Annotated in this window: 16 protein-coding genes; 5 read left to right on the forward strand and 11 right to left on the reverse strand. The window is 60.0% G+C overall.

The genetic code is table 11. The features are described from left to right. Positions 1 to 53 precede the first annotated feature (53 nt). A complete protein-coding gene (locus tag HJB84_RS29900) occupies positions 54 to 1,511 on the reverse strand; it encodes an HlyD family type I secretion periplasmic adaptor subunit (RefSeq protein WP_221117686.1) in 1,458 nt (485 codons plus the stop codon). Next, positions 1,508 to 3,655 (reverse strand): type I secretion system permease/ATPase, encoded by a 2,148-nt coding sequence (locus HJB84_RS29905; RefSeq protein ID WP_221117687.1) that lies wholly within the window; start codon positions 3,653 to 3,655, stop codon positions 1,508 to 1,510. The genes HJB84_RS29900 and HJB84_RS29905 overlap by 4 nt, the downstream gene beginning before the upstream one ends. A 238-nt stretch (positions 3,656 to 3,893) precedes the next feature. Here HJB84_RS29905 and HJB84_RS34215 point away from each other — a divergent pair, with 238 nt between their 5' ends. After that, positions 3,894 to 4,127 (forward strand): transposase, encoded by a 234-nt coding sequence (locus HJB84_RS34215; protein WP_405049251.1) that lies wholly within the window; start codon positions 3,894 to 3,896, stop codon positions 4,125 to 4,127. On the opposite strand, the gene HJB84_RS33840 is transcribed toward HJB84_RS34215, so the two are convergent. The 7 genes from HJB84_RS33840 to chvE form a co-directional block, all read right to left on the reverse strand. Beyond that, positions 4,100 to 4,228 (reverse strand): hypothetical protein, encoded by a 129-nt coding sequence (locus HJB84_RS33840; RefSeq protein WP_259671212.1) that lies wholly within the window; start codon positions 4,226 to 4,228, stop codon positions 4,100 to 4,102. The two genes, HJB84_RS34215 and HJB84_RS33840, sit on opposite strands and share 28 nt — an antisense overlap. Positions 4,229 to 4,419: 191 nt before the next feature. Further along, positions 4,420 to 6,159 (reverse strand): L-arabinonate dehydratase, encoded by a 1,740-nt coding sequence (araD, locus tag HJB84_RS29915; RefSeq protein ID WP_221117688.1) that lies wholly within the window; start codon positions 6,157 to 6,159, stop codon positions 4,420 to 4,422. 62 nt (positions 6,160 to 6,221) lie between these two features. Further along, positions 6,222 to 7,655 (reverse strand): aldehyde dehydrogenase family protein, encoded by a 1,434-nt coding sequence (locus HJB84_RS29920; RefSeq protein ID WP_221117689.1) that lies wholly within the window; start codon positions 7,653 to 7,655, stop codon positions 6,222 to 6,224. 35 nt (positions 7,656 to 7,690) lie between these two features. Beyond that, the gene (araD1, locus tag HJB84_RS29925) at positions 7,691 to 8,686 is read right to left on the reverse strand and encodes an AraD1 family protein (protein WP_221117690.1); all 996 of its coding nucleotides are present in this window, start codon (positions 8,684 to 8,686) and stop codon (positions 7,691 to 7,693) included. Positions 8,687 to 8,802: 116 nt separating this feature from the next. Beyond that, positions 8,803 to 10,014, reverse strand: coding sequence for a multiple monosaccharide ABC transporter permease (gene mmsB / locus HJB84_RS29930; RefSeq protein ID WP_221117691.1), 1,212 nt, complete (start codon positions 10,012 to 10,014; stop codon positions 8,803 to 8,805). Beyond that, positions 10,011 to 11,549 carry a multiple monosaccharide ABC transporter ATP-binding protein gene (gene mmsA / locus HJB84_RS29935; protein ID WP_207581404.1) on the reverse strand — a complete coding sequence of 513 codons (1,539 nt, stop codon included), beginning with the start codon at positions 11,547 to 11,549 and terminating at the stop codon, positions 10,011 to 10,013. The genes mmsB and mmsA overlap by 4 nt, the downstream gene beginning before the upstream one ends. 99 nt (positions 11,550 to 11,648) lie before the next feature. Further along, positions 11,649 to 12,713 (reverse strand): multiple monosaccharide ABC transporter substrate-binding protein, encoded by a 1,065-nt coding sequence (gene chvE, locus HJB84_RS29940; protein ID WP_221117692.1) that lies wholly within the window; start codon positions 12,711 to 12,713, stop codon positions 11,649 to 11,651. Positions 12,714 to 12,984: 271 nt separating this feature from the next. Here chvE and HJB84_RS29945 point away from each other — a divergent pair, with 271 nt between their 5' ends. Both HJB84_RS29945 and HJB84_RS29950 read left to right on the forward strand, forming a co-directional pair. Then, positions 12,985 to 13,992 carry a LysR family transcriptional regulator gene (locus HJB84_RS29945; RefSeq protein ID WP_207581405.1) on the forward strand — a complete coding sequence of 336 codons (1,008 nt, stop codon included), beginning with the start codon at positions 12,985 to 12,987 and terminating at the stop codon, positions 13,990 to 13,992. A gap of 157 nt (positions 13,993 to 14,149) precedes the next feature. Continuing rightward, entirely contained in the window at positions 14,150 to 14,617 is a 468-nt protein-coding gene (locus HJB84_RS29950) for a hypothetical protein (RefSeq protein ID WP_207581406.1), read from the forward strand. Here HJB84_RS29950 and HJB84_RS29955 read toward each other — a convergent pair whose 3' ends face one another. After that, positions 14,618 to 14,902, reverse strand: coding sequence for a hypothetical protein (locus HJB84_RS29955; RefSeq protein ID WP_221117693.1), 285 nt, complete (start codon positions 14,900 to 14,902; stop codon positions 14,618 to 14,620). 218 nt (positions 14,903 to 15,120) lie between these two features. On the opposite strand from HJB84_RS29955, the gene iolG reads away from it, so the two are divergent. Then, a complete protein-coding gene (gene iolG, locus HJB84_RS29960) occupies positions 15,121 to 16,113 on the forward strand; it encodes an inositol 2-dehydrogenase (RefSeq protein ID WP_207581408.1) in 993 nt (330 codons plus the stop codon). Between the two features lie 579 nt (positions 16,114 to 16,692). On the opposite strand, the gene HJB84_RS29965 is transcribed toward iolG, so the two are convergent. Further along, a complete protein-coding gene (locus tag HJB84_RS29965) occupies positions 16,693 to 17,913 on the reverse strand; it encodes an ROK family protein (protein WP_207581409.1) in 1,221 nt (406 codons plus the stop codon). 228 nt (positions 17,914 to 18,141) lie between these two features. Between HJB84_RS29965 and xylF the strand changes: the two genes are divergently transcribed. Continuing rightward, the gene (gene xylF, locus HJB84_RS29970; RefSeq protein WP_207581410.1) at positions 18,142 to 19,182 is read left to right on the forward strand and encodes a D-xylose ABC transporter substrate-binding protein; all 1,041 of its coding nucleotides are present in this window, start codon (positions 18,142 to 18,144) and stop codon (positions 19,180 to 19,182) included. Positions 19,183 to 19,422: the final 240 nt, after the last annotated feature.

The raw sequence follows: 19,422 nt of genomic DNA on the forward strand, positions 1-19,422 counted from the left end.
GGGAAATTTCAACTAAAAGCTTCATTTCTATTCAGGAAGATTCGACGGAGTCGCTAGCGCTCATGAAGCGCTTCCTCCGCGACCTCGACCAAAGGCGAAAAGACGTATTCCAGAATCCTGCGCTCTCCCGTTCGAACCTCCGCAATTGCTGCCATGCCCGCACTTAACTTGACGTTACGGCCATCTGCTGAAATCTGGTCGACCTCCAGACTCAAGGTGACCGGAAAAACCAGGTTCTGCATCCTTTCGGCGCCGCCGAATGGCGTCTGCGCCTGTCTTGTCGCAGGATCGCCTTCACGGCGTGCGGCATCGGGTTCCGGGATTGCATCTGCCGCAATTTTGGTGACATGAGCCGCGATCGTTCCATAGCGGGTAAAGGGAAAAGCTTCGAGCTTTACGACAGCTTCTTGCCCGACCTTTATGAAGCCGATGTCCTTGTTCAAAGCGTAAACTTCGAGCTCCAGCGTACTGCCCTCGGGCACAACGCGCATAACGTCCTGCCCGACCGTCACCACTTGACCCACGCTGGTAATCGAGGACGCTTGGACCGTGCCGTCTATTGGACTGCGCAATGTCATCTGCTCACGAAAATTTCTCGCTTTCGCCACCCGCTGCTCCAGCTCTTCGACCCGACGTTCCGCATCGCCGAGTCGCACGAGTTGATCGCTCAGGAACGTCCGTGTGACCTTGTCCTTTTCCCTGGTAAAGACCTCGATGCCCGCTGCGGCATCTGCGAGCTGGCCCTCCTGCATGGCGAGCTGCGTCGCCTGCTCTTTCAAGGTTTGCGTCGCATCGATCACGCTCGCCATCGTGCCGGCCTCTTTCGAAGCCAGCATATTGCGCATCGTCACTCGCTCTTTCAGGGTTTCGACCAGAGAGTTCTGAGCCGCGACCGTCACCGTCAGGCGGTCGCGCTCCACCTCCTTCTGGTGCTTCTGAGCATCAAGCGAGGCAACTGCAGCTTGGTGCTGTTCAAGGTCGCCTCGGAGGATGCCCTCTTCACGACGACGCAATTCATCGGGCACATCTGCGTCCCATGAGATCGTTGGTAAGAGCTGGTCCGTCTTCCGCGAACGAACATAGTCCACTGCAGTTCTTCGGCGCCGGACCTCGGCCCTCACCGACGCTAGGCCCTTTGCCGCATCCGTCTCATCGGCAATGGCATCTGTCGGATCAAGTTCAAGGAGGATATCGCCGCTTTCGACGTGCGCGCCATTTGCTGGCGGAAGCGCCTTCACCTTCCCGGTCAGCAAGGGCTGAACAACCTTGACCCGGCCGGTCGGCTGAATCTTGCCTTGCGCGGCTGCGATAATATCGATGTGGCCGACATAGGACCAGATTAAAGCCGTTGTGACGAAGGCGCAGATGACCAAGATCAGCGCCAGCCGCACCGGCGAGGCTGGGGTTTCCAGGATTTCGATCGCCGGCGCCAGAAACTCGTGATCGGATCGCTTTAGCGGGCGCGGCGGAAGGCCGGCATATCGAACAGCTTGAGCAGACTCGCTTTTCATGCGACGCCCCTGTCATTCTGCAAAGCCCATAGCCGCGCATAGAGCCCATCGGGGCGCTTAAGCAGCGCGTCATGGCTGCCAACTTCCGCTATGCGGCCGTCAGCCATGCCGATGATCCGATTGCAGGGCCGCACAGCTGCAAGCCGATGGGCGATGATAATAACCGTTCGGCCGGCGGCGATCTGGTGCATATTGGTCTGCACAACGCGTTCGCTTTCATAGTCGAGAGCGCTGGTCGCCTCATCAAAAATCAAGATCCGGGGGCTGGTGGCAAGGGCGCGGGCAATGGCGATCCTCTGGCGTTGGCCGCCGGAGAGGTTGGCGCCGCGCTCTTCGATCATCGTGTCGTAGCCTTGCGGCAATCGCAAAATGAATTCTTCCGCCCCAGCGAGCTTGGCAACGGCAATAACCTGCGCACGATTCATCGCCGGGTTTGAGAAAGCGATATTGTCGTGAATCGTGCGGTTGAACAGCAGGTTCTCTTGAAGAACGACTCCTATATGGCTTCGAAGCCAAGCGGGATCGAGTTGTGATAGATCCATCCCATCAAGAAGAACCTGCCCCTCTTCTGGGATATAAAGACGCTGAACCAGCTTGGCGAGGGTAGACTTTCCGGAGCCCGATGCGCCGACAATACCGATGACCTCTCCGGGTCTGATTTCTAGCGATACGCTTTTCAAGACCTCCGGAGAGCCGGGCCGGTAACGGAAGGTGACATTTCGAAGTTCAATATTCCCGCTCGGGGCAGGTAACGACAAACGTGAGCCTGGCTGACGTTCCATCGGCGTGTTCAGAATGTCACCGAGCCGGTCGACCGAGATCTGCACCTGCTGGAAATCCTGCCAGAGTTGGGACAGCCTTAAAACCGGTTGGGTCACCTGCCCGGCAATCATGTTGAAGGCGACAAGTGAGCCAACGGAAAGCTCCCCGTCGATAACGGCCTTGGCACCGAAAAGAAGAAGGGCAGCCGTGGAAAGCTTGCTCACATATTGAATGGCGTTTTGTCCGCCAATGCTAAGCAGTGTCGTATCGAAAGCCGTTCGCACGTAAGCTGCGAGCTTCTCCTCCCACTGCGCCTGCATCACCGGCTCCACCGCGGCGGATTTAACCGTGTGAACGCCGACGATCGCTTCGACCAGGAACTGCTGACTGGCCGCCCCTCGATTGAACTTCTCTTTGACGAATTCGCGCAACGGCCGTCGAACCACAAATCCAATCAGGATGTAGATCGGGATGGCGGCAATGACAATCAGCGTCAAGCTCCAGGAATAAGCGAAAAGAACTGCGATGAACACAAAGGTGAAAATGACATCGAGAGCCGAAAACAGGCCCTGCCCTGTCAGAAATGCGCGGATCGTTTCAAGTTCTCGCACGCGGGCGACAGTCTGGCCGGCGGATCGCGTCTCGAAGTACCCCAGCGGCAGCCGTAGAAGATGGTGGAACAATCGTTGGCCGAGCTCGACATCGATCCGGTTGGTCGTATGAGCCAACGCGTAGGCTCTCAGGTATTGGAGCATAACATCGAAGAAGCCAATGATCGCGATACCGGCAACGAGCACGAACAGAGTCGAATAAGCTTTGTGCGTCAGGACCTTGTCGACCACCACTTGAAAGAACAAGGGTGTGATAAGCGCGAAGATCTGCACAAACAGCGAGGCAAGCAATACGTGAGCAAGTGGCTTTCGATAGCGCCAGATTGATGGCAGAAACCATTTGAAGCCGAATTCTCGCGGGTCGGATCCTTCACCTCTTATACGCCGTCCCACGAGAATAACACGCGCGTCGATTTCTTCTAATATATCTGAAGGCGTGACTTCCCGATCGACGCGCGTTATCGGATCGACAAGTCTGTACTTGCCGGATGGATTCAACCCGCCGAGCACTTGAAAGGAGCCGCTGCGCACCTTGACTATGGCGGGGACGGGCATGACACGAAGGCGTTGCTCCGTGACGTTCTCCACAACACGCGCCTTCAGGCCGATGATTTTGGCTGCTCGCTGAATATCGGCGGCCTGGGAGGTCCGTCCTTTCAACGCCAAGTCGTGCTGCAGCTGGGCCGGGTCGGCGGCAATTCGATAGAACCCAGCAATGCCGCACAGCGCACGAAGACCGGAGTCCAGATGCTGCGAAAGGATGCCATCCATGCGCGGGAACTTTCCCCCTCAAGTTGCGGATTGTCGCAATTGCCGAACTCGTTCCGGCTGTTTGCCGACATGTAGCTCACGCAGAAGTTTGGCACCATCGGGATTTTTGTACTCGGTGTATTTTCGAAGTAGTGTGACTAATAAGTAGCAAATCCATGCTCCCGTGAGCGATGCATCGATCGTGAAGACGACACGGCTCGAAGCTGATTCAACATCATTCACAGCGAAGAGGTGGATGATGTCGCCTAGCCTTCAAGCGGGTGATGCCGTGGTCATCGACAACCTACCGACCCACAAGGCAGCAGGGATGCGAGATGCCATCGAGCGTGTAGGCGCCTACCCGATGGTCCTGCCGCCAGGTAGCCCTTACTTTAATACCATCGAGAACACATTCCCGACTTTGGAAACCATGATGCGAGCGCGGCCGAACAAAAGAGCGATGCTCTATGCCGGGGACAGCGGATCGTCATAACGCAGGGCATTGCCCTTCATCGCACCGAGAATACTCTTGCGTTCGTTTGTCCCGAGTGTCGGCGAAAGCACGGTAACTGCTCTGCCGCGCTTGGTGATCACGATGGATCCATTGTCGCTCTGCATTTGATCGATAAGGTTCAGGGACCTTGCCTCGAACTCGGCTGCGCCAACCGTCTTGGCATGACCACATATCCTCAACACTTGTAGGAATATCGGGCCATCTCTTCATCGTATAAGGGCAAGAAAAAGGCGGGGTAATGCCCCGCCTTTCAATCTTGAAATTCGCCTTGTTAGTGGCTGTCCTTGCCGACAGCGTTTCCGCGACATCCCTTGAGAAAGTCGAGGTCGGCGCCGGTATCGGCCCCTTCGACATGCTGCTGATGCAGGAAGGCATAGCCTGATGTGGGCAGATCATGGTTCGGCTGCCATTCGGCCAGCCGCCGCGCCAATTCCTCGTCGGAAATGTCGAGATGCAGACGACGGTTCGGCACATCGAGCTCGATCATGTCACCGTTTTGCACGACCGCGAGCGGCCCGCCGACCGCCGCTTCCGGCGAGGTGTGCAGCACCACGGTACCATAGGCCGTTCCGGACATGCGGGCGTCGGAAATGCGCACCATGTCGAGGATGCCCTTCTTCAGCACCTTGGGCGGCAGCCCCATGTTGCCGACCTCGGCCATGCCTGGATAGCCCTTCGGCCCACAGTTCTTCATGACCATGATGCAGGTCTCGTCGATGTCGAGGTTGTCGTCGTTGATCTTCGCCTTGTAGTCGTCGATATCCTCGAACACCACAGCCCTGCCGCGATGCACTAACAGATGCGGCGAAGCGGCCGAAGGCTTCAACACGGCGCCCTTCGGTGCCAGATTGCCGCGCAGCACAACGATGCCGCCCGAAGAGGTCAGCGCCTTCTCAGCCGGCAGGATGACGTCCTCGTTCCAGTTGACGACGTCCTTGACCTCGTCCCAGACGGTTTCGCCGGAGACCGTCAGCGCATCCTTGTGCAGCAGGCCCGCCTCGCCGAGCCGCTTCAGCACCACCGGCAGGCCGCCGGCATAGAAGAACTCTTCCATCAGGTACTTGCCCGACGGCATCAGGTTGACGATGGTCGGGACGCCGCGGCCGCAGCGGTCCCAGTCGTCGAGCGAAAGATCGATGCCGACACGGCCGGCAATGGCGAGCAAGTGGATGACGGCGTTGGTCGATCCGCCGATCGCCGCATTGGTGCGGATGGCATTCTCGAAAGCTTCTTTCGTCATGATCTCGGAAGGCTTCAGGTCATCCTTGACCATCTGCACGATCCGACGGCCGGTCAGCTGCGCCATGACCTTGCGGCGGGAATCGACACCCGGGATCGCGGCATTTCCGGACAACGCCATGCCGAGCGCCTCGGCCATGGAAGCCATGGTGGAGGCGGTACCCATCGTGTTGCAAGTGCCCGACGAACGGCTCATCGAGGCTTCCGCCTCAAGGAATTCGGCCTGCGTCATCTCGCCGGCCTTCACCATTTCGGAAAATTTCCACAGATGCGTGCCGGAGCCGACGCGTTCACCGCGGAAATAGCCGTTCAGCATCGGCCCGCCGGTGACGACGATCGAAGGCAGGTCGCAGGACGCAGCCCCCATGATAAGCGACGGTGTGGTCTTGTCGCAGCCGACCAGCAACACGCAGCCATCCATCGGCTGACCGCGGATTGCCTCCTCCACCGCCAGCGCGGCAAGGTTGCGGTACATCATCGCGGTCGGGCGGAAGGTATTTTCGGATGCCGAGAACACCGGCACCTCGAGCGGGAAGCCGCCGGCCTCCCAGACGCCCGCCTTCACCTTCTCGGCGAGCTCTCTCAGATGGCCGTTGCACGGTGTCATATCCGACCATGTGTTGAGGATGCCGATCACCGGCCGGCCGTCGAACAGGTCGTGCGGGTAACCCTGGTTCTTAAGCCAGCCGCGGTGGTAAATCACGTCGCGGCTCGTGCCGCCGTACCATTCCTGCGACCTCAGCCTGCGCGGCCATTCGGCTTTCTTCTTCATTGTCTCTGTCCTTCAGGTGATTGCCGGGCCGCCTCGTACGGCCCGGATCATCGCGCTTTGTTTTAAGCCAGCGTGTAGGCGGTTTTGACGGTTGTGTAGAATTCGCTCGCGTACTTGCCCTGCTCACGCGGGCCATAGGACGAGCCCTTGCGGCCGCCGAACGGCACATGGAAATCGACACCCGCCGTCGGCAGGTTGACCATCACCATGCCGGCCTCGGCATTGCGCTTGAAGTGCGTCGCATGTTTCAGGCTGGTCGTGGCGACGCCGGCCGAAAGGCCGAACGGCGTGTCGTTCGATGTTGCCAGGGCCTCATCGTAATCCTTGACCCGGATCACCGAGACCACAGGTCCGAAGATCTCTTCGCGCGAAATGCGCATCTGGTTGGTCGCTTCGGTAAACAGCGTCGGCTGCAGGTAGAAGCCGGGCGTGTCGCGGGAAACCACTTCACCGCCGAAGGCGAGTTTGGCGCCTTCCTTCTTGCCGATCTCGATATAGTCGGTATCGGTCTTCAGCTGCCGCTCATCGACGACTGGGCCGATATGAGTGCCTGCCTTCAGCGCATTGTCGACGACCAGCGTCTTCAGCTTGTCGGTCAAAGCAGCAACGAACTTGTCGTGGATGCCTTCGGTGACTATCAGGCGCGAGGATGCCGTGCAGCGCTGGCCAGTGGAGAAGAAGCCGGAATTGGCGGCGGCCTCGACGGCGACGGAAAGATCGGCATCATCGAGCACGACCATCGGGTTCTTGCCGCCCATCTCCAGCTGGAACTTGCGGTTATGCTCGATGGAAGCGGCGGCCACGCGGCGGCCGGTGCCGGTGGAACCGGTGAAGGTGATGCCGTGAACGTCCGGGCTTTCGAGCATGGCCTGGCCGACGACCGAGCCCTTGCCCATGACCAGGTTCAAGACGCCCTTCGGCAGGCCGGCGCGATTGAGAATGTCGACGATCGCCCAGGAACAGGCGGGCACCAGTTCGGCCGGCTTGAAGACGACAGTGTTGCCGTAGCAGAGTGCCGGCGCGATCTTCCAGGCGGGAATGGCGATCGGGAAGTTCCACGGCGTGATGATGCCGATGACCCCGAGCGCCTCGCGGGTGATCTCGACACCGATGTTCGGGCGCACCGACGGGATGACCTCGCCGGCCAGCCGCAGGGCTTCGCCTGCGAAGAATTCGAAGATCTGCGAAGCGCGGATGACTTCGCCGGTGGCTTCCGGCAGCGTCTTGCCTTCCTCGCGGGCAAGCAGCGCGCCCAGCTCGTCCTTGCGCGCCATGATCTCGTCGCCGGCCTTCTTCAGGATGACGTGGCGTTCCCAGATGCCGGAGCGCGACCAAGCCGGGAAAGCGGCCTTGGCGGCGGCGATGGCGTTCTTGGTGTCTTCGGCGCTGCCGTCGGCATAAAGGCCGACGACTTCGTTGGTATCCGACGGGTTGATGTTCTTCGTCGCGTTCGAGCCGACCCATTCGCCGGCGATCAGGTTTTGATAAATGGTCATGGGCTTAACAAGCCTCCTTTACCGTCTATGAGAAATCAGAGTTGCTTGACGGCGATCTCTTCTTCGGCGGCCACCTTCAGCGGATTGCGCAGCGGCAGACCGAATTCGGCGACTTCGATTTCGAAGACATCGCCCTCTTCCGCCTTGATGCCGTCGGCAAAAGACAGCGTCGCCGTGCCGAACATATGGACATGGACATCGCCCGGTGCACGGAAGAGGCCGTATTTGAAGTGGTGATATTCCAGATTGGCGAAGGTGTGCGACATGTTCGCTTCACCCGACAGGAAGGGCTTTTCGAAGATCACCTTGTCGCCGCGCTTGATGCGCGAGGTGCCGCGAATATCGTCGGGTACGGGCCCGATGCGGATTTCCGGACCATAGGCGGCCGGGCGCAGTTTGGAGTGGGCCAGATAGAGATAGTTGATCCGTTCGGTGACGTGGTCCGAAAACTCGTTCGACAGGGCAAAGCCGATGCGGAACGGCGAGCCGTCGGTGGCGATGACGTAAATGCCAGCCATTTCAGGCTCTTCACCGCCGTCGAGCGCGAAGGAAGGCGAGATCAGCGGCGCGCCGGGGGCAGCAGCGCCGTAGCCGTTGCCCTTGTAGAACCATTCCGGCTGCACGCCCTTTTCGCCGGATTTCGGCTTGCCATTCTCGAGGCCCATCTTGAACATCTTCATCGAGTCGGTCAGCGTTTCCTCGGCCGCCTCGGTGGTCTTCTTGTGCATGGAATCGCGGGTGGCCGCCGATCCGAGATGCGTTAGGCCGGTGCCGGTCAGATGCAGATGGGCGGCGTCGGGATGGGTGATCGGCGGCAGGAAGCGGCCGTCCACATAGGCCTTTTCAAGATCGACGGCATCGCCGTAACCATGGGCCTCGATAACCGCGGCAAGCGACTTGCCGCCGTCGGCGGCTTCCATCGCCAGCGCATAGACGCTGCCGGCATTGTTGACGGACTTGGCCGCGCCGCCCTGCTCGCGCACGGCGACGACGATCTCTCCGTTGGCACCCTTGATCTGGGAAATAAGCACGACTTCGATCCTTCTCGTTCCGGCGAAGACTAAGAAAAGCTCCGCCTGTCCGGCTCCATCAGGAGCCGGAATCCATCTTTCTTATGACTGCGAATGCCTGGGCTGCGCTCTGGCGCTCAGCCCTTGTTCTTGTTGTAGACGTCGAAGAACACGGCAGCGAGAAGCACCGCGCCCTTGACCATCTGCTGCGAGTCGGTGCCGAGGCCGTGGATCGACATGCCATTGTTCATGATGCCCATGATCAAGGCGCCGATGACCGCACCGGTCACCTTGCCGACGCCGCCCTGGGCCGATGCACCGCCGATGAAGCAGGCGGCGATCACGTCCAGCTCAAGGCCGAAGCCGCCCTTGGCCGTCGCCGAATTGAGGCGCAGCGCGACGATCAGCCCGGCGAGGCCGGCAAGCAGGCCCATGTTGGCGAAGGTCAGGAAGGTCAGCCGCTCGGTGTTGATACCGGAAAGCTTGGTCGCCTTCTCATTGCCGCCCATGGCGTAGATGCGGCGGCCGATCGTCGTGCGACGGGTAATGAAGGCGTAGGCGACAACCAGCGCGAGCATGATGACCAGCACGTTCGGGAAGCCGCGATAGATCGACAACTGCCAGCCGAGCCCGAGAATGGCAAGACTGACGAGGGCGTTCTGGGCGAGGAAGAAGCCCAAAGGTTCGACGTCATTGCCGTGCATCTCGTTCGACAGCCGCTTGCGCCACGCCAGATAGAACAGCGCGACGGCGCCGACGACGGTCAGAATGATCGAGGTCGAATTGATGCCGCCCAGTGCGACAAGGTTCGGCAGGAAGCCGATGCTGATCAACTGGAACTCCGGCGGGAAAGGACCGATGCTGGTGCCGGTCCCCGAAGCCGTCATTACGAACAGCGTCAGGCCGCGGAAGACCAGCATGCCGGCGAGCGTGACGATGAAGGCCGGGATCTTGTGATAAGCGACGAAATAGCCCTGGATGCCGCCGACAAGCGCGCCCATGGCAAGACAGACGATCGCCGCGACGACATAGTTGACGTGCCATTGCACCGTCATCACGCCGGCGATGGCGCCGATGAAACCGACGACGGAGCCGACCGAAAGATCGATATGGCCGGCGACGATGATGAGCAGCATGCCGAGCGCCATGATGACGATGAACGAGTTCTGCAGAATGATGTTGGTCAGGTTGAGCGGCCTGAAGAGAACGCCGCCGGTCGAAATCTGGAAGAACACCATGATCGCGATCAGCGCGATGAACATGCCGTATTCCCGGATGTTGCCGCGAACGTAGTCTCCGATCGAGACGACACGCCCTTGCTCAGCGATGGGTTGGTTGATCGGCGTCATTGTTTCTTCTCTCCTGAGCGCATGATGGCGCGCATGATGGTTTCCTGGCTCGCTTCTCCCTTCGGCAGTTCCGCAACGATACGCCCTTCATTCATGACGTAGATGCGGTCGCAGGTGCCAAGAAGTTCCGGCATTTCCGACGAGATCATCAGAACGGCTTTGCCGTCAGCCGCGAGCTGATTGATGATAGTATAGATTTCGTATTTTGCACCCACATCGATGCCGCGTGTCGGCTCGTCGAGGATCAAAACATCGGGATTGGAGAACAGCCACTTCGACAGCACCACCTTCTGCTGGTTGCCGCCGGACAGATTGACCGCTTCCTGGAAGATGCTGGAAGAGCGGATGCGCAACTTCGAGCGATAGTCGGACGCGACTTTGGATTCCTTGACGCTGTCGATGACCGACGCATTCGACACCGCCTTCAGATTGACCAGCGTCGTGTTGTGCAGGATCGTGTCGTTGAGCACGAGGCCGAGCTGTTTGCGGTCTTCGGTGACATAGGCAAGACCTGCGTCGATCGCCTTGCGCACGGTGCTGACGTCGACCGGCTTGCCGTGCATCAGCACGTCGCCCGAAACTTTGTGCCCATAGGCCTTGCCGAACAGGCTCATGGCGAATTCGGTGCGCCCGGCACCCATCAAACCGGCGATACCGACGACTTCGCCCTTGCGGACGGTGACGTTGATATCGTGCAGGACCTGACGGTCGCGGTGCTGCTGATGATAGCAGTTCCAGTTCTTTACTTCGAGAATGGTTTCGCCGATCGGCACCGAACGCGGGGGATAGCGATCCTCGAGATCGCGGCCGACCATGTTGCGAATGATGATGTCTTCGCTGATTTCGTCCGCATGACAGTCAAGCGTCTTGACCGTCATGCCGTCGCGGAGCACGGTGATCTGGTCGGCGACCTTGCGGATTTCGTTCAGCTTGTGGGAAATGATGATCGACGTGATGCCCTGATTGCGGAATTCCATCAGCAGCGTGAGCAGCGCGTCGGAATCGCTTTCATTGAGCGAGGCGGTGGGTTCGTCGAGGATGAGCAGCTTGACGCTCTTCGACAGCGCCTTGGCGATCTCGACGAGCTGCTGCTTGCCGACGCCGATGTCGGTGACCAGCGTGTTCGGAGATTCCGAGAGGCCTACCTTCTTGAGCAGCTGCTTGGTGCGGTTGAACGTCTCGTCCCAGCTGATGACGCCGCTCTTGGCATTCTCGTTGCCGAGGAAGATGTTCTCGCCGATCGACAGCAACGGCACGAGCGCCAGTTCCTGGTGGATGATGACGATGCCGATTTCTTCGGAATTCTTCAGGACCTTGAAGTTGCGCGTCTCGCCTTCATAGACGATGTCGCCTTCATAGCTTCCTGTCGGATAGACGCCTGATAGCACTTTCATCAGGGTCGATTTGCCGGCCCCGTTTTCGCCTACCAACGCGTGAATTTCACCCTTGCGAACCTTGAGGTTCACGTTCTCCAGCGCCTTGACGCCTGGGAACGTCTTGGTGATGCTCCGCATTTCGAGGATGGTATTGTCCATAGTCAAAGTTCCAGCGTCTTGAGCCGCCAAGCGGTTTGGCGATCATAAAATCGAAGACCGGAACCCGCAAGCGCGGGCTCCGGTCTCCTGCTTAACTGATTACTTCAGCTTGTCTTCAGAGTAATAACCGCTGTCGACGAGGATCTGCTTGTAGTTGGCCTTGTCGACGGCAACCGGCTTCAGCAGATAGGACGGAACGACCTTGACGCCGTTGTCGTAGGTCTTCGTGTCGTTGACCTCAGGCTCCTTGCCGGACATGACGGCATCGACCATGGCAACAGTGACCTTGGCGAGTTCGCGGGTGTCCTTGAAGATCGTCGAATGCTGTTCGCCAGCGATGATCGACTTGACCGACGGGATTTCAGCGTCCTGACCGGTGACGATCGGCAGCGGCTGGGCAGCCGTACCATAACCAACGCCCTTCAGCGAGGAGATGATACCGATCGACAGACCGTCGTAAGGCGACAGAACGGCGTCGACCTTGGCGTCGGTGTAGTTAGCCGAGAGCAGGTTGTCCATGCGGGCCTGGGCCGTTGCCGGATCCCAACGCAGCGTGCCGACCTTATCCATGCCGGTCTGGCCGGACTTCACGACGAGCTTGCCGCTGTCGATGTAAGGCTGCAGGACGGACATTGCGCCATCATAGAAGAAGAAGGCGTTGTTATCATCCGGCGAACCGCCGAACAGTTCGATGTTGAACGGGCCCTTGCCATCCTTGAGGCCGAGGCCGTCAACGATGGAGCCAGCCTGCAGAACGCCGACCTGGAAGTTGTCGAAGGTCGCGTAGTAGTCGACGTTGCCCGAATCGCGGATCAGGCGGTCATAAGCGATGACCTTGATGCCGGCGTCATGAGCCTTCTGGAGAACGTCGGAAAGCGTCGTGCCATCGATCGAAGCAATGACGAGAACCTTGGCACCCTTGGTGACCATGTTTTCGATCTGCGAAAGCTGGTTCGGAATATCGTCGTCGCCATACTGCAGGTCGGTCTGGTAGCCGGCAGCCTGGAGCTGCTTGACGATGTTATTGCCGTCGTCGATCCAGCGAGCCGAAGCCTTGGTCGGCATGGCAATGCCGACGGTGCCCTTGTCGGCAGCCATTGCCGGTGCAACGAACGAAGCGACGCCGAAGGCAGCCGCAGCCATCAATGAGATAATGGACTTCATTTCTCTCTCCCTTTGTTAATAAGCAGCGGACGAAAAATCGCCCGCCCCGAAACTGTGGCAGGTTCCGTATTGGATAGATACTTCAGATGGTGAGAAACGAAGTAGGTCTCCTCCACGATCTCACACGTGTTGAGTGCCAACCAGCACACGGCGGCAAACTGGTATGGATTCCTATAACTGTCAAATAGAATAAGTGGTAACGTGCATAACAATTTTGGTATATCGTTAAAAAGTATTACTTTTGATGGAGCGCAGCGAGGAGGCTGCAACCATGACGATTATTTCAGAGCCCATTTTGATGGATCACGTCGATATCCACAGCGATAGTTTCGGCGATGACAACCTTTTACGTGCAGGACTTAAGCTGAATCACCTGCGCATGATCGTCGCAATCGAAGATAGCGGACAGATTTCCGCAGCTGCGGAAGTCTTAAACATCTCGCAGCCCGCCGCATCGCGCATGTTGTCCGAAATGGAATCAATCATCAAGACGCCGCTCTATGAGCGCGTCGCCCGCGGCGTGGTGCTGACGACCTTTGGCGCAGCCCTTGCCAGACGGGCGCGAAAGATCCTCTTGGAGCTGCGCGAGGCAAGCCGCGAGATCGGCGAATTGAAGAGCGGCAAGGGCGGCCCAGTGTTCATCGGCGCGGTGACGGCGCCGGCCATGAGCCTCGTCGTGCCAGCGATCAACAGGGTGCGCAAGGCCTATCCCGGCATCGAGATCAATATCCAGGTGGAGACCAGCAACGTGCTGGCCCGCGAGCTGCTCGCCGCCCGCCACGACTTCATCATCAGCCGCATTCCCGACGATCTCAATCCGCGCCTGTTCGAGGTGACCGAGATCGGCATCGAGCGGGCCTGCCTGATCGTGCGCAACCGCCATCCGCTGCTGAAAAAGAAAAAGACCAGCAGCCTTTCCGACATCAGGGATTACGACTGGGTGTTCCAGCCGCCGGGCACGCTGCTGCGCCGGACGATTGAGGACATTTTCCTGTCGCGCGGCGTGGCGCTGCCGGAAAATATCGTCAACACCTCTTCGCTGCTTTTGACCTGCGCCATCGTCTGCGGAACCGACGCGATCGCTCCTGTTGCCACCGACGTCGCCCAGTTCCTGGCGAGCCAAAGCGCCAAGGCCTCGGACGTGCGCATGCTGCCAATCGACTTCGATATCAACGTCAAACCCTATAGCCTGATCACGGCGAGGGAACGGGCGCTGCCGCCGAGCGCAAGGCTGCTCTACGACATCATCCTCGAGGAGAGCCTGAAGCAGGCGGGCTGACGCGGCCCGCAAGCCCTGCGCCATCTTGCCCGCCTTTAATGGGTGCTGGAGCAATTCCAGCAAAAGTGGACGGCGGTTTTTGCGTCCGGAATTGCGTTTGAAAAGATAGAGCACTTCCGTGTTTCGTAGAAAAACGGAGGGCACTTAAGGAAGGCGGATGCTGTTCGGACAATCAGTATTTCAATCAGTCCTCGAGCGGCTGAAGGCGGAGGACGAGACGGATGAAGACGCTGAGGCGCCCGCTGCCCATCGCGTGGCCGGCCTCGGCACCGGGCTTGCCTTCGATGTCATGGAGGGTGTCTCGGTCGCCTCGCAGCGCGTCGGCCAGGCCTATTTCGACAATCTGGAACACGAAGCGGCCGCTGAGATCGTGGACAAACCAACGCCTTTGCCGGAACCTGAGCCCGTCATGCCGGATCATCTGACTCGGACAACACCGCAGGAGGTTGCCGCCGAGCTGGCGATCTCGGCTGCCGACACGCCGCTGACGCTCAGCGAAAAGCGCCGCGCCTTCGCCCGCGCCAATCACCCCGACGGCGTCGCCCTGCCCTTTCGCGACAATGCGACGAAGCGGATGATGCTCGCCAATCTGCTGATCGACGAGGCGCTGCGGCGATTGCGCTGATTACTCGGCCTTACTGTCCTTCGAAGGATTTACGGTGGATATCTCCGCCGGCTCCTCCTCTTCACCAACGTCAGGCTCCGCGGTCGTCTCGGCGACCTCTGGCTGCGGCTTGAAGGTCCAGAATAGCATATAGAAGGAATAGGCGCCGGCCGCAGCCGAGAGCACCGCCCAGAAGGGATCACCGCCGACAATCTCGAACGCCGCCCAGCCGAAGCAGACGGCAACGATGGCAACACGCACCCAAAGGCGCCGGTATGCCGGATGGTTCGGATCAATCAGTTGCATCTCTACCCCGCGGTCGCATATGTCACACTGCGCTTAGCATGTGTCGCACTGCTCTTTGCATGTGTCACACTGCCGGTGGCATGTGTGGCGCTTGTCTTTAGTTTGAATCTTGCAAATGTGAAAGAGCCGCGGGCTTGACGCCGCGCACAGATAATGGAATGAAAATTCCAGATTTTTGGCAATTCGGTTTGTTTGTTCCGAATTCAAGGGAGGTTGCTATGACAGTGAGATTTGGTCTTCTCGGCGCCGGCCGCATCGGCAAGGTTCATGCGAAAGCCGTCAGCGGCGACGCCAATGCAAAGCTCGTCGCCGTCGCCGACGCCTTTCCGCAGGCGGCCGACGCCATTGCTTCGGCCTATGGCTGCGAGGTCCGCACCATCGAGGCGATCGAGGCCGCCAAGGATATCGACGCCGTCGTCATCTGCACGCCGACCGACACCCATGCCGACCTGATCGAGCGCTTCGCCCGCGCCGGCAAGGCGATCTTCTGCGAAAAGCCGATCGATCTCGACGTTGCCCGCGTCAAGGCCTGCATGAAGGTGGTGGAAGAGACCGGCGCCAAGCTGATGGTCGGCTTCAACCGCCGCTTCGATCCGCATTTCATGGCCGTGCGCAAGGTCATCGACGAGGGCAAGATCGGCGATGTCGAGATGGTGACGATCACCTCACGCGACCCCGGCGCCCCGCCGGTGGATTATATCAAGCGCTCGGGCGGCATCTTCCGCGACATGACCATCCACGATTTCGACATGGCCCGCTTCCTGCTCGGCGAAGAGCCGGTCTCGGTGCTGGCGACCGCCGCCGTGCTGGTCGACAAGGCGATCGGCGAGGCCGGCGACTATGACAGCGTCTCGGTGATCCTGCAGACGAAATCCGGCAAGCAGGCGATCATCTCCAATTCCCGCCGCGCCACCTATGGCTACGACCAGCGCATCGAAGTGCATGGCGCAAAGGGCATGGCCGCGGCCGAAAACCAGCGCCCGGTCTCGATCGAAGTCGCAAACGGCGACGGCTACACCCGCCCGCCGCTGCATGATTTCTTCATGACCCGCTACACCGAAGCCTACGCCAACGAAATCGCCGCCTTCATCGCCGCGATCCAAAAGGGCACGAAGATCTCGCCCTCGGGCGCCGATGGTTTGGCAGCACTAGCGCTTGCCGATGCGGCGGTGCAGTCGGTGAAGGAAGGCAAGCTGGTCAAGGTTGGGTGACGGCTCGCTTTCGATCGGGTGATATGTGTGGGATGGCCGGGTGTTTGCCCGGCCGTTTTGCGTTTGGGGGTAAATGCGCCTAGACCGGCCTGTCATCCCGACTGCCACAACGCACCGGGATCGAGCCGCGACCTCTCCCTCCCTCATTCCTGTGCTCGTCACAGGAATTCATTCACCGCGCGTCTGCGCGGTGAATGAACCCATCGGCCTTGAAGAGCGTCTCCCGCGCCCAAAGACTTGGGCGCACTGGATTCCTGTGACAAGCACAGGAATGAGGGAACAAGAGGAAATGCGACCCTGCCCATCCTCGCCGGAGGCTGCGGCATGGGTCCTCGGCTCAAGGCCGAGGATGACGGAGAGTGGGAGGACGCGACTGGCAGGAGGCGAGATGCTGAGGCAATTCAGCAGCGTGCGGGTGCGGTGAGGTTGGGTGGGGTGACCTCCGCAGCAGAACAGCGATGGATGGCCAGATACGAATGCAGCGGCGCTCCTGCCAGTCCGCGCCTCCTGCCGTTCCCTCTCCTCAACCTCCGTCATTCCAATCCACGGCCGCAGCCGAAGCGCCAGCAGGATCTCTCACTAATCTCCACCCTGTCCCCCCGAAATTACAATATCCTGGTCGATCACCGACAGTGCCCGGTTGAGATGGCCTTCGAAGACGAGGATCTGCTCATCGGCGACCACCCGGATTTCCGGCATGCCCTCCATGCGCACGATATGCGACTGGCCGAGACCCTCTTCGATCCCCTGGCGCAGAAGGTCGTAATAGCGCGTACCGGGGCCGGTGATGGCGATGGGCATGCGCTCGGTCAGGCTAAGCATGCGCGACAGGCCGTTGCCGAGCGCTAGGCCCGCCTGGCGGAAGGCGAAGGCGGGGATGCGGTGGCCTTGGCGGGCCTTGGCGGCGATTTTGTCGAGTTCGGCGACGGGCACGAATTTTGCGGGAATGGTATCGAGCGGCACTTCGAAGGCGCCGCGCAGGATGGCGTAGAAGCCGGCATAGGCCTCGATGCAGCCGCGTGTGCCGCAACGGCAGAGGCCGCCACCCGCCATGTGCAGCATGTGCCCGAAATTGGGCGCCGAGATCTCCTGTGTCTGGTTGCCGCGCCGGACGATGCCGAGCCCGACGCTGTGGCCGAGCGAGAGGGCGGCGAGCGAGCGGAAATCGGCGCCCTTGACGATCTCCTCGCGCGCGCCGAGGGCGGCGGCGACCAGCAGCGTCTCGTTGTCGAGGATCACCTTGGCCTGCCATTCCGGCCGCAGCGCTGATTCGAAATCGATCTGCTCGCTGCCGAAGATCGGCGACCAGACGAGCACCGGCTCTGTGGAATTGACCAGCCCCTTGCTGCTGATCGAGATCAACAGCACTTTTTCCTGTGTGATCCTCGAACGATCGAGAATTCGCAACAGCCCGGCGCGCACCGCCTGAACGAAGCGGGCCGCGCCCGAGGGATCATGCGAGCGTTCCTCGCTGAAACGATCGATCAGCTTGCCCGCATAATCGACAAGCGAATATTGCACCGCATCCGATGAGATGATGACGACGATGAGATAGCCGCAATCGCGCCGCTGGCGCAAAAGCACGCGCGGCCGGCCGCGGCCGCTGGCTGCCTGCTGCTCGGATTTTTCGATAATCTGGGCGCGTTCCAGATCGGCGGTGATCGCCGAGATGGTGGCCGAGGAAAGTCCGGTGGAATCGGCTATTTCTGTATGGGCGAGCGCGCCGTGGCGACGCAGCACGGACAGCACGAGCACGCTGTTTCTCTGCCGGACCAGCTCCGTGCTCGACTTGGTCAGCATGAATGCCGCCCTCTCCCCCTGCTAGTTCCGCCCGCGGTTCTCACTGCATCTCCGGCCGCCGTTCCGCAAGGGAAATTAAGCCGGCAGTGCAGTGTTGACAGTTGAAAAAATCTCTGACACTAAATTTCTCGACTGTCGAGAAAATAATCCGAATTTTTCTGGACAGCTTTTCGCGGTGGCCGGAGGAAGCATGGGCTGGGCCGGTCGCAACTCACTCGGGAGGATATTATGAAGTCTATTTTGAAGCTGATGGCCGGGGCGGCCATTCTCGTTTCCGTGCATACCGTTGCCATGGCTGCCGATCTCGTCGTCGGCGTTTCCTGGTCGAATTTCCAGGAAGAGCGCTGGAAGACCGACGAAGCCGCGATCAAGAAGGCTCTCGAAGCCAAGGGCGCCAAGTACATTTCCGCTGACGCGCAGTCCTCAGCCGCAAAGCAGCTGACTGACGTCGAATCGCTGATCTCGCAGGGCGCCAACGCGCTGATCATTCTCGCCCAGGATTCCGACGCCATCGGCCCGGCGATCGAAAAGGCCGCTGCTGAAGGCATCCCGGTTGTCGGCTATGACCGTCTGATCGAAAACCCGGCTGCCTTCTACATCACCTTCGACAACAAGGAAGTCGGCCGCCTGCAGGCCCAGGGCGTCTTCAAGGCCAAGCCGGAAGGCAATTACGTCTTCATCAAGGGCTCGTCTTCCGACCCGAATGCCGACTTCCTGTTCTCGGGCCAGCAGGAAGTGCTGAAGGCCGCGATCGACGCCGGCAAGATCAAGAATGTCGGCGAAGCCTATACCGACGGCTGGCTGCCTGAGAATGCTCAGCGCAACATGGAGCAGTTCCTGACCGCCAACAACAACAAGGTTGACGCCGTTGTTGCTTCGAACGACGGCACCGCCGGCGGCGCGATCGCAGCTCTCGACGCCCAGGGCCTTGCCGGCTCCGTTCCGGTTTCCGGCCAGGACGGCGACAAGGCAGCGCTGAACCGCATCGCTCTCGGCACGCAGACGGTTTCCGTCTGGAAGGACAGCCGCGAACTCGGCACCCGCGCTGCCGAAATCGCTCTCGACCTCGCCGGCGGCAAGGACATGAGCAAGATCGACGGCGCCCAGACCTTCAAGGGCGGCCCGAAGGGCGTGGAAATGCACTCTGTCTTCCTGAAGCCGCAGGCAATCACCAAGGAAAACCTCAACGTCGTCATCGACGCCGGCTGGATTTCCAAGGCTGAAGCCTGCCAGGGCGTCAAGGCCGGCGCTGTCGCTGCCTGCAAGTAAGCACGCTTCGAACGAAATGCCGGCGCCGCAGCGGAGACACCGTTGCGGCGCCGGATGCGGATGAGAGCTCCAACCACGAAGTTTTCTCCGCCCGCCGCACCATCGCGGACTTGCATTCCCTGCCGGAAGGGTGTCGCGACGCCACGCCACGGTTTCCGGAAGCATCGCGATGGTCAGTTGAAGAACAGACGAATGACGCCGCCAACGGTTTTGGGCACGCCGGCGCACCGTCCAAACATA

This window comes from Rhizobium sp. NZLR1b (genome assembly GCF_019685155.1).
GTDB lineage: Bacteria > Pseudomonadota > Alphaproteobacteria > Rhizobiales > Rhizobiaceae > Rhizobium.